The sequence below is a fragment of the Devosia sp. genome (genome assembly GCF_036406155.1).
GTDB lineage: Bacteria > Pseudomonadota > Alphaproteobacteria > Rhizobiales > Devosiaceae > Devosia_A.
Window position 1 is genome coordinate 14,401 of the sequence record NZ_DASWVV010000032.1, and the last position, 15,340, is coordinate 29,740.

10 protein-coding genes and 1 pseudogene are annotated in these 15,340 nt (G+C 69.1%); 2 read left to right on the top strand and 9 right to left on the bottom strand.

Translation table 11 applies throughout. From position 1 onward, the window contains the following. Window positions 1–14: 14 nt before the first annotated feature. Together VGD93_RS02110 and VGD93_RS02115 are read left to right on the top strand one after the other, a co-directional pair. The gene (locus VGD93_RS02110; protein ID WP_395008713.1) at window positions 15–881 is read left to right on the top strand and encodes a glycosyltransferase family 8 protein; all 867 of its coding nucleotides are present in this window, start codon (window positions 15–17) and stop codon (window positions 879–881) included. Window positions 882–916: 35 nt separating this feature from the next. After that, complete coding sequence (locus tag VGD93_RS02115; RefSeq protein WP_395008715.1) at window positions 917–2,134, top strand: polysaccharide pyruvyl transferase family protein; 1,218 nt, start codon at window positions 917–919, stop codon at window positions 2,132–2,134. Between the two features lie 7 nt (window positions 2,135–2,141). Here VGD93_RS02115 and VGD93_RS02120 read toward each other — a convergent pair whose 3' ends face one another. From VGD93_RS02120 to VGD93_RS02160, 9 genes and pseudogenes are all read right to left on the bottom strand, one after another. Beyond that, the gene (locus tag VGD93_RS02120; RefSeq protein WP_395008716.1) at window positions 2,142–3,092 is read right to left on the bottom strand and encodes a glycosyltransferase family 2 protein; all 951 of its coding nucleotides are present in this window, start codon (window positions 3,090–3,092) and stop codon (window positions 2,142–2,144) included. A 70-nt stretch (window positions 3,093–3,162) separates the two neighbouring features. Then, entirely contained in the window at window positions 3,163–4,146 is a 984-nt protein-coding gene (locus VGD93_RS02125; protein WP_395008717.1) for a glycosyltransferase family 2 protein, read from the bottom strand. Further along, window positions 4,143–4,808 carry a class I SAM-dependent methyltransferase gene (locus VGD93_RS02130; protein WP_395008719.1) on the bottom strand — a complete coding sequence of 222 codons (666 nt, stop codon included), beginning with the start codon at window positions 4,806–4,808 and terminating at the stop codon, window positions 4,143–4,145. Before VGD93_RS02130 ends, VGD93_RS02125 begins: the two co-directional genes overlap by 4 nt. A 51-nt stretch (window positions 4,809–4,859) precedes the next feature. After that, on the bottom strand, window positions 4,860–6,416 hold the full coding sequence (locus VGD93_RS02135) for an FAD-dependent oxidoreductase (protein WP_395008721.1): 1,557 nt from the start codon (window positions 6,414–6,416) through the stop codon (window positions 4,860–4,862). A gap of 45 nt (window positions 6,417–6,461) precedes the next feature. Next, window positions 6,462–8,255 carry an ABC transporter ATP-binding protein gene (locus VGD93_RS02140; RefSeq protein WP_395008723.1) on the bottom strand — a complete coding sequence of 598 codons (1,794 nt, stop codon included), beginning with the start codon at window positions 8,253–8,255 and terminating at the stop codon, window positions 6,462–6,464. 143 nt (window positions 8,256–8,398) lie between these two features. Further along, on the bottom strand, window positions 8,399–9,007 hold the full coding sequence (gene cobO / locus VGD93_RS02145) for a cob(I)yrinic acid a,c-diamide adenosyltransferase (RefSeq protein WP_395008729.1): 609 nt from the start codon (window positions 9,005–9,007) through the stop codon (window positions 8,399–8,401). A 197-nt stretch (window positions 9,008–9,204) separates the two neighbouring features. After that, window positions 9,205–14,109 carry a cobaltochelatase subunit CobN gene (locus VGD93_RS02150; RefSeq protein WP_395008725.1) on the bottom strand — a complete coding sequence of 1,635 codons (4,905 nt, stop codon included), beginning with the start codon at window positions 14,107–14,109 and terminating at the stop codon, window positions 9,205–9,207. Then, window positions 14,109–15,161, bottom strand: a complete 1,053-nt coding sequence (gene cobW / locus VGD93_RS02155; RefSeq protein WP_395008727.1) for a cobalamin biosynthesis protein CobW — start codon at window positions 15,159–15,161, stop codon at window positions 14,109–14,111. The genes VGD93_RS02150 and cobW overlap by 1 nt, the downstream gene beginning before the upstream one ends. Then, a pseudogene (locus VGD93_RS02160) lies at window positions 15,158–15,340 on the bottom strand (hypothetical protein); the annotation flags it as partial. The pseudogene VGD93_RS02160 and the gene cobW, both read right to left, overlap by 4 nt.

A 15,340-nucleotide genomic window follows, 5' to 3' on the forward strand; every position in this document is an offset into this window, starting at 1 on the left:
AAGGTGCAGTTTCCGTGATAATTGCTTGCTCAGTCGACAGCTATTTCGCCGAGCTGGCTGGTGTGCTCATGAAGTCGGTAGCCATCAACGGCGGGGTTCCAGGAGCAGAACTCATCATTCTCGGCGATCGCCTCACCAGGAGGGACCGGGTCGACCTGGCCGGCGCGGCCTCTCCGCTCTCTATCCACATCATGGATCTGGACGAAGAGTGCCGGCATCGCGTGGCCGGCTTACCTACGTCCTTGAACTGGCCACGAGCCATATATGGCCGCATGCTGCTGCCCGACCTTCTAAACGGGCGGTCGGGACGCCTGCTCTACCTCGATTCAGACATGGTCGTTCAGCATTCCTTGGCTGAGCTTGAGACTCTTGAACTGGAAAAACTGCCGCTGGCCGCCGTGCCCGGTCCTCACCGGCATCTCGATCGTGATCCCTCCATTGGATACTTCGAGTCCGGTACCTTGTTGATCGACTTGGAGGAATGGCGGCGCCGGGACATCGGGACAGCGGCGATCGATTGGCTGAGTCGGAACCGATCCGCCCGAATGCCCGATCAAGATGCTCTCAACATGGCCGTCGGGCGCGACTATGTGAAGCTGCCAAAGAAATGGAATCTAAGCCCGAGAACGAAAGACGGTGCCTCGCTTGCCGAGATTGCGGAAGCTCATATTGTGCACTTCGTTGGCACGAAGCCTCACCGTAGGAGCTGCACGACGCGGGGGCGCGAGATCTACCTTGCGGTGCGGGCGCAAACGCCCTGGAAGGATACGCCCCTGATGTCGGACACGTCCGAGGAGATACGCAAGCGGAAGCACCAGATAGGGAGAGCACTCTCTCGTTTGGGCCGGTTGGGCCGCCGCGCCCGCCAAGAGCAGCGCTGAATGCGCTGACGGGGACCCCGTTCGCACGGACCCTCGTGCTCCTTACGCTCACCAGACGCAGTGGCCGCGCATCTGGGTGGGCAGAAGACCCACGGCCTGCCAGTTCTCCGGAGACCGTAGTGAATCTTGCCGCCATCTGTGCCTTGCCGAAGCTCAACCCGGGAATGTTGAGCGTGGATGCGGCGCTCGCCGCCGTCCTCGAGAGGAACGACATCCGGGCGAACGTACACTATTTCAGCCTCCGGCCCGGGCACGTGAGCAATGCCGGTTCGTCCCGGTTCGGAGCCCGCACTTACGCCGCCCTGGCGGACAGCCCGGATTTCGATGCCTTCGACGCGATCCTGATCTGGGGTGACTTTCTGCACGCCGCCGCCTTCCACGACGACATGGTCCGGCATGTGCAGCGGGCCGCGCCGGAACTGGCCGCGCCGCACATCAAGGACCGCATCTACCGCAACCTCCTGCTCGAGGGGGCGTCCGAGGCGACGCTGCGCAAGACCATCTGCTATGGCGGCTCCATCTACCTCAACGATGCGCGCGACGATTGGGACGAACGCTATCGCTCGGCGGTGGGCAGGTTGTACTCGACGGCGCGGCTGGTGTTGAAAAGGGACCCCCTGTCCGCCGCCTTCGCCCAGCAATACGGCGCGCCGGGCCCGGCGCTGGCCGTCGATGCCGCCTTCCTGCTGGACCGCATGGACGATGCAGGGAAAGAGCACCCGGGGATGGTCGGCTATTCCTTCGGCCGGGGCGTCGGCGCCAGCCGCCTGGCAACGCTCCAGGCCCGCTGGTTCGTGCATCTGTGCCAACGCCAGGCGCGCCTACCGAAAGCCGTCGACCTCAAATGGCTCGAACGCGACCCGGATCGGCCGATGGCGTCCCTCGAAGCCAAGCTCGAACTGATTCGGCGCTGCGCATTCGTCGTCACCGACACCTACCACTGCGCGATCAATGCCTGGCGCGAGGGCGTGCCCGCGGTCTGCATCGGCTACGGGACCGAAGCGCCCAAGGACCCGCTCAGCGAAAAAAAGAAGGAACTTCTGTATTCCATGCTCAACGCCCGGCAGTTCTATGTCTTTGCCGAGAACCTCACGGCCTCCGCGGCCTTCGGCGAGGCCCGGCGGATCGTGTCGCTGCTGGGCGACGGAAGCCTCGCCGCCGCCGTCAGGAAGAACATCGCCGTCGCGACGGCCCGCTCCGAAAGGCTCCTGGTCGACGCCCTGCGCGCGGGGCCGGTCCCCTCCGGGAGCTAGGCAGGCGCTACCGGCCCCGGCTGGCCAGCCGGCGCCGCAGCTTGTCAGGCAGGAGATGCGGCGCTGTCATCACCGCCGCCAGCCGGTAGAGGCGAGCCCGCAGCCCGTGGCCCCGGTTCCTGTGGAAACTGGCATATGCGCGGGCGCACGAGGCGATGTAGGCGCGGCGGCGCCGCAGATAGGCGCGGTGCTTGCGGCGCAGCAGCAGGGCATATTGCAGCGGGATGGTGCCGGCCTTGTCGCCCGACCACGTCTTGTACTGGGTGACGAGCGGCCGGTCGACCGCGATGAAGTGTGCTCCCATGAGGGCTGCGCGAATGCCCAGGTCGATCTCCTCGAAGCGCCGAAAGGCCTCGTCAAAGGAGCCTGCAGACAGGAAGGTCGATCTGCGTGCCATTAGCGTGCCGCTGCCGGCCAGGCCCCAGGCATAGGGGAAGCGTGCACCGATCGACAGGAAATGATCGGCCACCATGGGGCCGTGCGGTTCGGGGTGATTTCGGCCGATGGCCAGGGCCACGTGACTGGGAACGGTCGCGCCCGCCGCGACGACGTGCCGGTCGGCAAAGCACAGGACCATCGTCGTCGCATGCGCCTCCTCATACGACGCCATGCGCTCGAACTGCGCCCACAGCCTGTCGCTGGCGCTGACATCGTCGTCGTCGAAGAAGGCGATGAACTCACCGCGCGCCGCTTCGACCAGCGTCCTTCTGGCGCGCCCCACCCCGGTGTTGCGCTGGTGCCGGATGAGTCTCGCGCGCGGCTCGCCGGCAATGGCGGCTTCGATGACCGCAACCGAATTGTCGGTTGAGCAGTCGTCAACCAGCAGCACCTCGAGCGGGCTCCAGTCCTGCGACAGGGCCGACGCAATGGCCGTTGCCACGGTGTCGGCAGCGTTGTGGCAGGTGATCCCGACCGTGATCAGCGGGCGCCCGGTTTCCTCGGTCGAATCTGAAGCCATGTTGTGCTTGGAAAGTGATCTCGTGGGAATTCATGCCGTGCCTCGCCCCCGTGGCCCGGCAGCGACAAGGCTACGGATGTCGTCGCCTGTGGAGGGTGAATGCGAGCAGAGTCGGGCTGAGCAGGCAGGCCGCGGCGAGATAGGCGCGGCTCCGCCATTTGTGCCCGGCACTGCCATGGTGCCTGGCGAAGGCGGCGGCGCAGGAGGCGATGTAGGTGATCGGCGAGTTCAACTGCTGCCTGTGCTTGCGCCTCAGCATGATGGCGTATCTCAGCGGGGCGTCGCCCGTCTTGTCCGGCGAGATCGTCTTGTACTGCGTGACCAGCGGGCTGTCGACGGCAATGAAGTGGCCTCCCCGGATGGCCGCCCGTACGGCCAGGTCCCACTCGGCGCAACGCCGGAAGTCCTCGTCGAAGGGGCCAATGGCGGCGAACGTCTCGCGCCGCGCCATGAGCGTACAGCTCCCGAGCATCCCCCAGACGTATCCGGGGTCGGCGCCGAGGCCGAGCACAAAGTCTGCGACGCGGGGGCCGTGCGGTTCCGGCGCCGACCGTCCGATGGCGAGGGCGACATGATCAGCCGTATCGGCACCCGCCTCCACGACCAGTCGGTTCGCATAGCAGAGGATCAGGGCGGGGCCCACCTGCTGCTCATATGCCGACAGCCGCTCATGCTGTGCCGCGAGTCGGCCCGGGACGCTGTCGTCGTCGTCGTCGAAAAAGGCGACATAGTCGCCACGCGCCTCCTTGAGAATGGTGTTGAGCGCCGCCGGATAGCCGCGATTGGTGGCATGGCGGAGGGCGCGAACCCTGGCATCGGCGCGCGCCATGTGCTCGATGAGCGGCCACGAGCCGTCGGTCGAGGCATCGTCGACGACCACGATTTCCGTGTTCGGCCAGGCCTGCCGCAAGGCGCTGTCGACGGCGCGCTCGATCGTGTTGGCGGCGTTGTGGCAGGTGACGCCGATGGTGATGAGCGGGACGCTGCTGTCCGGATGGCATCCGGAGTCGCGGCTGCTGCACCGTTCCTCCTGCTGATGCCGGCGCCACGTCATTTGATGATGACGGCCTGGATGTTCGACGGCAGCATGGAGTCGATCTCGTGCTCGGGCGTCCTGTTCCAGGTGTTGTCGTACTGGGTGCCGACGAAGCGGTCGAGATGCCGCATGCCGCCCGCCATGAGTTCGATCAGGGGACGCAGGGGCGGGAAAATCTCGCACTGCATCAGCACCCGCTGCAGCAATATGCCGATGGTCTCGAAGGGTTGGCTGGCGCCCCGCAGCATCTCGATGCGCGACCAGTCCCGGAACAGCAGTCGGAACGCATGGGGCGTGAAATGGAAGAAGTTGTCCGGCCCCTCGTGGAACGAGAACACCGCGCTCGCCGAGATGACGAGCTTGCCGCCCGGCCTCAGGATCCGGTGCAGGTCGGCGATGAGGCGGGCCGGGTCCGGCACGTGCTCGAGCAGCCCCGTGCAGACGATGACGTCATAGGCGCCGTCGGCGATCCGGTCCAGTTCGGTGTAATACGGGTCGACATGCAGGTCGGCGGGCTTGTCCGGGCGCTTGGTGACGGCAAACGCGTTGGGGAAATACGGCTTGTAATCGACGTCCTCGGAGTGGACGACCAGCGTCGGCTCCTCGCTGGCGTTCTCCCGGCAAAGCCGCTCGAGGTTCCGGGTCGACAGCTTCTTCTTGCGGAAGGAATACCGCCCCATTCGGCGCCACAGGTCAGGACGATCATTGGCGGGTGGTTTCGGGCTCACGGCCTACGACTCCCTGGCAAGGATGGTGAAAGGTCGGCCCGGGGCGTGGCCGGCGCGGTGCACCCGGGCAATGTGGTCGGCGAGCCGGAGGGCCATGGCGGCGATGGTGAGATACGGGTTGGCGTAGCCGGCGGTCGGGAACGTCGAGGGCCCCGCGACATAGAGGTTGTCGAGGCCGAACACGCGGCAATTGGCATCCACCACCCCGCTCGTGTGGTCGCGCCCGATCCGGGTCGTCCCCATGAAGTGGGAATGCAGGGCCCGCAATGGCCAGTGCTCCATGGCGGTGAGTCCGGCATGGTCGACATGCCCCAGCCCCGCCTGCCGGAAGGCTGCATCGAGCTCCTCGAAGAATGCGATGACGCTGTGTCTGTCGGCCGCCGAAAACCGCCAGTCTATCTCGGCCTTGCGATAGCCATAGCGATCCGTGCGCTCCGACAGGCGGACAGTATTGTCCCGGTTGGGGTGCTGGTCGAGGAAGGCCCGGCACACGAACAATCGTGTGGTGGCCGGCAGGCCGGCCAGCCGGCGCGCGATGACGCGTGCGACCAGGCCGGCTTCTGCCAAGATGCCGTGCCTCTCTGCGTCCCCTCGGAGCAGGGACGGGTCCGCTCCCGCGCGCCCTCCGCCGCGTCTGCGCCAGCGCCCGAGACGGTGCTCGGGCAGGGGAGACAGCTGCACGCAGTGGTTCAGGCCGTGCAGCGCCCGCTGCCGGGCCGCGCTCAGGCCCAGCCCGGTTCGCAGGTACGCCTTGCCCACGGGTTGCACGGCGAACATGGGCGTGGTCGTCGGCACCCGCCGCTCGAGTACCAGCACGCCCATGTCGGCCTTGGCGTGGGTGGAAAGATAGCGCCCGATCAGGTCGGTGGCTTCCCCGATCCCGTTGCGATTGCGGCCCATGGAGTTGAGCATTATGCGCGGGGTCTCGATGCCGCCCGCGGCAAGGATGAAGATGTCGGCCGACACCTGCACCGCCTCGCCACCGATGACGGCATCGGCAGCGCGAACGCGACCGCCGTCCGCTTCCTCGACCAGGCGCAGCACGTGCGCATCGGCAATCAGCCGCAGCCGACCTCCGAGCCGGGGCATTGCCTCCCCGAGATACGACGCCGTATTGAAGGGCGGCCTGTTCCAGACGAATTGTTTCGGCCAGAGGGGGCCGCCGAGAAGCTTCTCCCAGCCGGCGGGTACGGGAGCCGTCGTGGCTGCGGGCGAGGGGACGCCCATTATGCCCGCCGCCTTGTCGTAGTAGCCCGCCAGGGCGTCGTGGCCGATTGGCCAGCCGCTGTCGGGCACCCACTGCCGGAACTCGAAGTCGATCGGGTCGAGGGCGGCAACCCGGCCGGCCCACAGGTTGGAGGCGCCGCCAATCTGGCGGGAGAAGCCCAGGTCGTGCGTCGCCCCGGGCGGCAGGTGGATGGCAGCGACATAGGCTGCCGCGTCGGAGTCCCGGTTGCCGGAGCCCGTCTCGAGGATCGTAACCTCGTGCCCGGCCTCGGCAAGTTCAACAGCCGCGAAGCTGCCCGCCGGCCCACTTCCCACTACGCAGATGCTGGCCATGTCCTGTCGCTCCGCTGGGGGTGGTGACCGGCGGGCGCAAAGCCCCTATGCCGCCCCCGCGATGCGGCGGAACTCCGGGCTGGAGCCTGCCAGTTCGTCATACGTCCCGACGGCGCTGATCTGCCCCGCCTGCATCAGCACGATCCTGTCACATCCTTTCACCGTCGTCAGCCGGTGGGCGATGATGAGGATGGTCTTGCGGTGCGCCAGATGGTTGACCGCCTCCATCACCGCGCGCTCGGTCAGATTGTCGAGCGCGCTCGTGGCTTCGTCGAGCACCAGCACGTCCGGATCGTGGTACAGGGCCCGGGCGATGCCGACGCGCTGGCGCTGGCCCCCGGACAGGCGGACGCCGCGCTCCCCGATCGGGGTCAGGTAGCCCTGCGGCATCTCGGCGGTGACGAAATCGTGCAGCATGGCCATGCGCGCCGCCCGCTCCACCGCCGCCATGTCGATCTGCCCGGGCGGCACGCCGAAGGCGATGTTGGCCGCGACGCTCTCGTCGGCGAGGAAGATCTGCTGCGGCACGTAGCCGATGCATTTCTGCCAGGCCCTCACATTGTCGTCGCCGATCGGCCTGCCGTCGACCAGCAGCTGCCCCTGGCGCGGCTCCAGCAGGCCGAGGATGAGGTCGATGACCGTCGACTTGCCGGCGCCGGTGGCGCCGACGAAGCCCACCGTCGTGTGCGCCCGGATGGTGAGGTCGATGTCCCTGAGCGTCAGGCGCTCGGCCTGCGGGTAGGAAAAGCTCACGCCCCTGAGTTCGATGGCGTCGTTGAGGGCGAGCGGCGGCTGGTCGTCGCGCAAATCGGAGACCGCCACCGGCTCGAACAGGTCGGCATGCAGCGCGTCGAGGGCGGGCTGGCCGGCGCGCAGCGACACCACCGAGCGGTACAGGTTCTGCACCACCGGCAGCAGGCGCACGCCGGCGAAGGCATAGAGCGCGATCACCGGCAGCGCCGCTTCCAGCCTGCCGTCGTTGCGCAGCAGCAGGGCGATGATGACCGCCAGCATGCCGCCGATGGCGACGACCTCGAGGAAGTTGCGTGGGATCTCGCTGAGCACCATCTGCGTGGTGCGGCGCCGTGCGTGCTGCAGCGAGGCGCTGGCGAAGCGGCGCAGATAGCCGCGTTCCAGCCCGCCCACCTTGACCTCCTTGACGCCGCCCAGCACCTCCTGGGCGATCTGGAAGCGCTCGCGGTTGGCCTCGAGCCGCTCCCGGCCGACGCGCAGCAGCAGGCTGCGGATGGAGAAATACACGAGCCCGTAGGCGAGCCCGATGGTCGCCGTCGCCACCAGCGCCACCAGCGGCTCGACCGCCACCACCAGGGCGACGAGGCAGGCGGCGATGATCGCCTGCGACACCAGTTGCAGCGCCGGCATCAGGCTGCCGGTGATCACCTGGTCGACTTCCGAGAGCACCGAGTGGCCGATATCGGCGCTGTGCCGGTTCAGGAACCATTCGTACTTGCGGCGCAGATAGGACGACAGCAGCCGCGCGCTGATGGCGTGGCCGCGCATATGCGCATAGCGCAGCAGCGCGTAGCCGGTGAACGCGGCCAGCCCGGTGCGCACCACCACCAGGGCGAAGACGCCGGCGGAGAGCAGGATCAGGAAGGCGTTGGTGTCGGCGAAGCCGAAGAGCTCATAGGCCTGGCGCAGATAGGGGCTGGTCTGGATGATCTCGGGATCGGCCAGCACCGCGATCAGCGGCAGGATCGAGGCGACGCCGGCCACCTCCGCCAGCCCCATCGCCAGCATCAGGGCGAGCAGCGCCAGCGCCTGCCGGCGCTCCCGCCGGTCGAGCAGTTCTGCAAGTTTGCCGAAGGTCCTGATCACCGTGCCGCCATCGCCCGTATGCCGTGTGGCGGCGCAGGCCGCCAGACAGGCCTGTCCCGGCCACTGCCGCACCTATCGCGCCGGCGGGGATGCGGTCAAGCGCCGGGTGCGGCCAGGGCAGCCCGTCCCGTGCCCCCGCCCGGCTAGAACTCCACGCCCGCCTGGGCCTTCACGCCGGTGCGGAACGGGTGCTTGATCTCGGTCATCTCGGTGACGAGGTCGGCGATCTCGATCAGTTCGTCCTTGGCGTTGCGGCCGGTGATGATGACGTGGGTGTCGCGCGGCTTGTCCCTGAGGAAGGCGATCACTTCGGCGAGCGGCAGGTAGTCGTAGCGCAAGACGATGTTGAGTTCGTCGAGCAGCACCATCTTGTATTGCGGGTCGGCGATCATGCGCTTGGCCTCGTCCCAGGCGGCGTGCGCCGCGGCGATGTCGCGCTGGCGGTCCTGCGTGTCCCAGGTGAAGCCCTGGCCCATGGCCTTGATGGTGACGAGGTCGGGGAATTTCTCGAGCACGTCGCGCTCGCCGGTGCCCCAGGCGCCCTTGACGAACTGCACCACGCCCACCTTCATGCCGTGGCCGATGGCGCGGAACACCATGCCGAAGGCCGCCGTCGACTTGCCCTTGCCCTTGCCGGTATGGACGATGAGAAGACCGCGTTCCTCGGTCTTGGTGGCGAGGATCTTGTCGCGCGCCTCCTTCTTCTTGCGCATCTTCTCGGCGTGGTAGGCGTCGCGTTCGGCCTCGGTCATGAGGTCGGTCTTCTTGGGCGCGCGGTCGCTCATTTCGTGCTCCTTGATTTCGGATGCGGGGCTCCACCCTCGCCCGCCCGTCGGGCACCTTCTCCCATCGAGGGAGAAGGCGTTGCGGCACGATCTTGCCCGGGTCGCCTTCTCCCCTTGTGGGAGAAGGTGGCGCGAAGCGCCGGATGAGGGGGAAGCATCGGACATCACGTGGTTTCGAGATAGGAGTAAGCCGAGTTGGAGCGCGGCGTCCACAGCCCGCGCGCCCGCGCCTCGTTGAACCTGGCGATCAGTTCGTCATAGCCGAAGCGGTTGTTGGCCATGATGAAGGCCCGCGTTGCCGCGTCCTCGACGAAGGCGGCGAAGGCGAGGTCGAAATGGTGCGTCCTGACCGCCCCGGTGGTGGCGGCGAAGGCGAACATGTAGTCGACGGTGGCGATGATCTCGAAGGCGCCCTTGTAGCCGTGGCGCTTGACGCCCTCGATCCATTTGGGGTTGACGACGCGGCTGCGCATCACCCGCGAGATCTCCTCCTCGAGGGTGCGGGCGAGCGGGTTTTCCGGGCGCGAATGGTCGTTGTGCCAGGCCGCCGGCCGCCGGCCGGTGAGCGCTTCCGCCGTCGCCAGCAGCCCGCCCTCGAACTGGTAGTAGTCGTCGGAATCGAGCAAATCGTGCTCGCGGTTGTCCTGGTTGTGCACCACCGCGTCGATGTCGCTCAGCCGCGCTGCGAAGCGCTCGCGCTCGGGCACGCCCGACGTCTGCGCGCCATAGGCGTACTGGCCCCAGTTGAGGAAGGCGTCGGCGAGCTCGGCCTTGCCCTGCCAGTTGCCGCTGTCGATCAGCCCCTGCAGGCCGGCGCCGTAGGCCCCGGGCTTCGAACCGAAGATGCGGTGGCCGGCCCTGAGCGCCGCCTCCGCCTCGCTTGCCCCGGCTGCCAGCAGCCCGAGCGCGTCGCTGCGCATGCGCGCCGCCAGCGGGTTCATGTCCTCCGGCTCGTCGAGCGCGCCGACGGCGCGCACGGCGCGGTCGAACAGCGCGATCTGGGCCGGAAACGCGTCGCGGAAGAAGCCGGAAATCCGCAGCGTCACGTCGACGCGGGGGCGGCCGAGCCTGGCCAGGGGCATGATCTCGTAGCCCGAGACGCGGAGCGAGGAGGGGTCCCACACCGGCTTGGCCCCGATCAGCGCCAGCGCCTGGGCGATGTCGTCGCCGCCGGTGCGCATGTTGGCGGTCCCCCACACCGACAGCGCCAGCGAGCGGAGCGGGGTGCCGTGCTCCTGGAAGTGCCGCACCAGGAGGTTCTCCGCCGATTTGCGGCCCAGTTCCCAGGCCGTCGGCGTGGGCACCGCGCGGTTGTCGACCGAATAGAAATTGCGCCCAGTGGGCAGCACGTCGAGCCGCCCGCGCGACGGCGCCCCGGACGGGCCCGGCGCGATGAACCTGCCGTCGAGCCCGTCGAGCAGGGCGGCGATCTCGTTCGGCCCTGAAGCGGCGAGGCGGGGCCGGATAACGGCGTCGATGGTTTCGAGCACGGCGATGGTGGCGGTCCAATCCGGATCGGGGGCACGGGTTCCCTCGACGAGGTTGGCGGCGAGGGCCTCGAGGTGTTCGACCACATCGCCGATGGTGCGGGTCCGTTGATAGGCCCCGATCTCTCGCTCCCCTCCCCCTTGAGGGGAGGGGCTGGGGGTGGGGGTCGTGCCGCGACCCACTGAACTACCCCCTACCCTCGATCCCTCCCCCTCAAGGGGGGAGGGAGGCGCTGGAACCGCGGCCTCGGTGCGAACAGCCAGAAGTACTTCCGGGGCCGGCCCCGTCCACGCCTCCCCGAGCCTTGCCGTCAGCGGATCGAAGCCCAGCTTCAGGTCGTCGGCGAGCGCCCGCAGCAGCGACGCCTCGCCCGGCCCGTCGCCGCGCGGCACGCGCGCCAGCGCCACCACGAGGTCGCGCTCCAGCCGCCCCGTCGGCGATTGCCCGAACACGTGCAATCCGTCGCGGATCTGCGCCTCCTTGAGCTCGCACAGGAAGGTGTCGATCTTCCTCAGCGCCTCGCTCTCGTCCTCGGGCAGGCCGATGTCGCGGTCGAGTTGCGCGTCGCGGGTGTATTCGAGGATGCGCTTGCGCAGCGAGGCCAGCCGCCGCCGGTCCATGCCGGAGGCGGCGTAGTACTCGTCGAGCAGCGCCTCGAGGTCCTTGAGCGGCCCGTAGGTCTCGGCCCGCGTCAGCGGCGGCACCAGGTGGTCGACAATCACCGCGCCGGTGCGGCGCTTGGCCTGCGTGCCTTCCCCCGGATCGTTGACGATGAACGGGTAAAGATGCGGCAGCGTGCCCCACAGCGCCAGCGGGTAGCTCGCGGCGTCGAGCGCCGTGGCCTTGCCCGGCAGCCATTCGAGGTTGCCGTGCTTGCCGTTGTGGATGAGCGCCTGCGCGCCGAACCCTTCGCGCAGCCACAGATAGGCGGCGAGGTAGGCGTGCGGCGGCACCAGGTCCGGATCGTGGTAGCTCGCCTCCTCGTCGCGGTCGTAGCCGCGCGCCGGCTGCAGCAGGATCGCGACATTGCCCAGGGTGACGGCCGGCAGGTGGAAGCTGTCGCCGCGCACGAACGGATCGGCCTCCGGCGCCCCCCAGCGGGCGCTGACTTCGTCGCGCAGCTTCTGCGGCAGGGCAGTCAGCAGCTCCTTGTACCTGCCCACGGCAAGACTGATACCCTCCCCGCGGTCCGGATGCGCGTTGGTCGGCCCGGCCTGCAGCAGCTCGATGAGCGCATTGCCGTTTTCTGGCAGGACCGCCGGACCCCCACCCCCGGCCCCTCCCCTCAAGGGGGAGGGGAGCGAAAGTTCGGCGAGGGTCGCCTCGACGAGCTGCAGGACGCCGTCCGGATTGGTGGCGACGTCGGCAGTGGTGACGCGGATCACGCGGTAGCCGATCGATCCGAGGAAGGCATCGCGCTTGCGATCGCGCGCTTCGGCGCGGTCGGTGAAGTGCGTGCTGCCATCGACTTCGACGACGAGTTTGGGGTGATGGCAAGCGAAGTCGGCCACATAGGGGCCGAGCGGGACCTGGCGGCGAAAGTGCACGCCAGCGACGTTGAAGGTCTTGAGCAGCGGCCAGAGCAGGCGCTCGGGGACCGTTGCGTTGTTTCGAAGGTCCCGGGCCACCGCCGTCCGTTTCGAGCGCAAATGCCTTGCATTGGAAAACACCGCCCCGACGTCTCGCCCCTTGCCAACTCCCCCGCCGGCCTCCCGTTCCGCTCCTCCTTGATCGCCCCCGATCTCTCGCTCCCCTCCCCCTTGAGGGGAGGGGCCGGGGGTGGGGGTCCCGAGATGATACCCAGCCCGCGCCAGCACCCTCAGAATCTCCACCGTCGATTGCGGCGCGTCGTACCCCACGCCGTTGGCCAGCCGCCCGTCGCGGATGGGGTAGTTGGCGAGCACGATCCCCACCCGCCGCTCGGCGCGCGGCGTCGCCCTGAGACGCGCCCAGTTTGCCGCCAGCGCCGCCGCCGCGCCGATGCCGTCGGCGTCGGGGGCATAGGCCGAGAGCGGGCATTCCGTCGCTGCGTGCCACACGCCTTCCTGCTTGTGGCCGACCAGCAGCATGCCGGAACGCCCGTCGAGCTCGGGCAGCACCACCTGCATGGCGAGGTCCTTGGCCGTCAGCCCCTGGCTGTCGGCGGCCCACTGCGCCGCCGGCCGGCCGCCCTGCAGCAGCTGCAGCACCGGGGCGTCGGTACCGGCGAAGGGATTGAGCCTGTCCTCGAGCCCGTCGAGGCCGAGCGCGAAGCCGGTGAGGTTGAGGATGGCGGCCGGCGGGAAGCGCTCGAACACGGCCCGCACGAAGCGCACGCAGGCCCCCTCCTTGAGCGTGGAGACCACCACCGGCACCGGCGCCAGGCCCTGCCGCTCCAGCGCGGCGACCAGCGCCTCGAGCGTCGCCGTGCCCGCGCCTTCGAGCGCCGCGCGGTAGAACAGCACGGGGACGAACCCGTGATCGACCGACGCACCCCCACCTCCGGGGTCGGGAAAGGGGGTCGATCGGTGCTCCACTGCGCCACCCCCCTCCCTCGATCCCTCCCCCGCAAGGGGGGAGGGAGGCGCTGGCATCGCGATGCTTCGATCGCCCTCGATCTCTCGCTCCCCTCCCCCTTGATCGCCCCCGGCCTCTCGCTCCCCTCCCCCTTGAGGGGTGGGGTTGGGGGTGGGGGTGGATCGATACTCAGGTGCACCACCCCCCGCCAGGGTGTGGCCTGCTGCGAGCGTGCCCCCTCCACCGGCGGACACCTCCCCCCTTGCGGGGGAGGTTGGGAGGGGGGTGGCGAGGCTGTTCGCCAGTTCGTCCCCGTCGACCATGCCCCGCCCCGGATACCACAGCCCGAAGCGCGGGAAGGGGGTAACGTCGAGAACTTGCAGTCGGGGCTCCCCTCCCCCTTGCGGGGAGGGGTCGGGGGTCGATCGGTGCTCCGTTGCACCACCCCCCTCCCTCGATCCCTCCCCCTCAAGGGGGGCGGGAGGCGCTGGCATCGCGGTGCTTCGATCGCCCTCGATCTCTCGCTCCCCTCCCCCTTGCGGGGAGGGGTCGGGGGTGGGGGTCGATCGGTGCTCCGTTGCACCACCCCGCTCCCCCGCAAGCGGGGCCGCCAGCAGGCGGAACCCCGCCAGCAGCGCGTCGGCGTTCTCCGGCCCGCCGGCGATGAACAGCGCGTGCAGCCGGTCCCAGTCGGCGGGGTGCAGGCTCGAGCGTTCGCGCAGCACGGGGTCGGGATTGGCGTCGCCGGGCAGCAGCGCCAGCCGGATGGTTCCCGCCAGCGCCAGGCCCGTCAGTTCGTCCACTCCGTATTGCCAGTAGCTGGGCCCGCCCAGCAGCCGCACCACCACCAGCCTGGCGTGGCGGACCGTCTTGTCCAGCCACATGTCGACCGACAGATTGTGGGCGAGGCGCAGGATGTTGGCGAGGCGCAAATCGCGCGCCCCGGCCCGGTCGGCCGCCGCCGCCAGCATGGCCAGCTCGCTGTCGGCGGCCGAGGCGAAGACGATGGGCGCCGGCGACTGGCCGAGGTCGATGGCTTCGCCCTCCTGCTGCAGCGCCCCCGCCTGGGCGGTCAGCAGGTGCATCAGGCGGCGCCCTGTGCCGCCCGGGTGAGGCTGTGGGTGATGGCCTCGCGGTCGAGCGGCGATTCGCCGATCACCACCAGCGCCGTCTCGCGCGCTTCGCCCTCCTGCCACGGCCGGTCGAACCAGGCATTGACGCGCGGCCCCACCGCCTGCACCGCCAGCCGCGCGCCCGCCCCGGGCAATGCCGCGAAGCCCTTGAGGCGCAGCACGTCGTGGGCGCGGATGGTTTCCTCGATGGCGCCGAGCAGGCTGTCGCGGCCGATGGTCGGCGGCAGGCGCACGGCGAAGCTGTCGAAATCGTCGTGCTCGTGTCCTTCGCCGCCATGCTCCAGTTCGTGCCGGCTGTCGCGGCCGCCCAGATTGTCCTCGCTGGCGAGTCCGAGCCCGAGCAGCGCGACGGCGTCGACATGGCCGTGCTGGGCCCGGACGATCCCGGTGCCGGGGCGCATGCCGGCCCGCAGCACCGCCTCGACCGCGGCGACGGCCGGGGCATCGACGAGGTCGGTCTTGTTGAGCACCACGAGGTCGGCGGCGACCAGCTGGTCGGCGAACAGTTCGCCCAGCGGCGTCGCGTGGTCGAGCATGGCGTCGGATTTGCGCTGGGCGTCGACGGCAGCCTCGCTCATGGCGAAGCGGCCTTCGGCCAGCGCCGCCGCGTCGGCGACGGTGACGACGCCGTCGATCGTCACCTCGGACTTGATCTCCGGCCAGTTGAAGGCGCGGATCAGCGGCTGCGGCAGGGCCAGCCCCGAGGTCTCGATGACGATGTGGTCGGGGCGCTCGGCGCGGCCCAGCAATTGCTGCATGGTCGGGATGAACTCGTCGGCCACGGTGCAGCAGATGCAGCCATTGGCGAGTTCGATCATGTCCTCCTCGCGGCAGCTCTCGTCGCCGCAGCCGGCCAGCACCTGCTTGTCGACGCCCAGTTCGCCGAACTCGTTGATGATCAGCGCGATGCGTTTGCCGTGCGCCTGCGCCAGCAGGTGCCGGACCAGCGTGGTCTTGCCGGCGCCGAGGAAGCCGGTGATGACGGTGACCGGGATCTTGCTCATGCGGGGGCTCCTTTCAGGCTTGTCGTCTCGGCTTTGGCGAAGCGTTCGCCGAACCAGCCCAGCAGCGGCCCCAGGGCGAGCCAGAAGGCGGCCCCCGTCGCCAGCGCCGCGGCGGCGTAGGCGCTCGCCAGTTCCGCCGGGACCGCGCCCATGTGCCAGGCATCGGGCTGCGGCGCACC

Coding starts and splice junctions, on each gene's coding strand:
- VGD93_RS02125 (WP_395008717.1), bottom strand. CDS start 4,146: ATGACGTGGCGCCGGCATCAGCAGGAGGAACGGTGCAGCAGCCGCGAC.
- VGD93_RS02130 (WP_395008719.1), bottom strand. CDS start 4,808: ATGGGGCGGTATTCCTTCCGCAAGAAGAAGCTGTCGACCCGGAACCTC.
- cobW (WP_395008727.1), bottom strand. CDS start 15,161: ATGAGCAAGATCCCGGTCACCGTCATCACCGGCTTCCTCGGCGCCGGC.
- cobO (WP_395008729.1), bottom strand. CDS start 9,007: ATGACCGAGGCCGAACGCGACGCCTACCACGCCGAGAAGATGCGCAAG.
- VGD93_RS02120 (WP_395008716.1), bottom strand. CDS start 3,092: ATGGCTTCAGATTCGACCGAGGAAACCGGGCGCCCGCTGATCACGGTC.
- VGD93_RS02150 (WP_395008725.1), bottom strand. CDS start 14,109: ATGCACCTGCTGACCGCCCAGGCGGGGGCGCTGCAGCAGGAGGGCGAA.
- VGD93_RS02135 (WP_395008721.1), bottom strand. CDS start 6,416: ATGGCCAGCATCTGCGTAGTGGGAAGTGGGCCGGCGGGCAGCTTCGCG.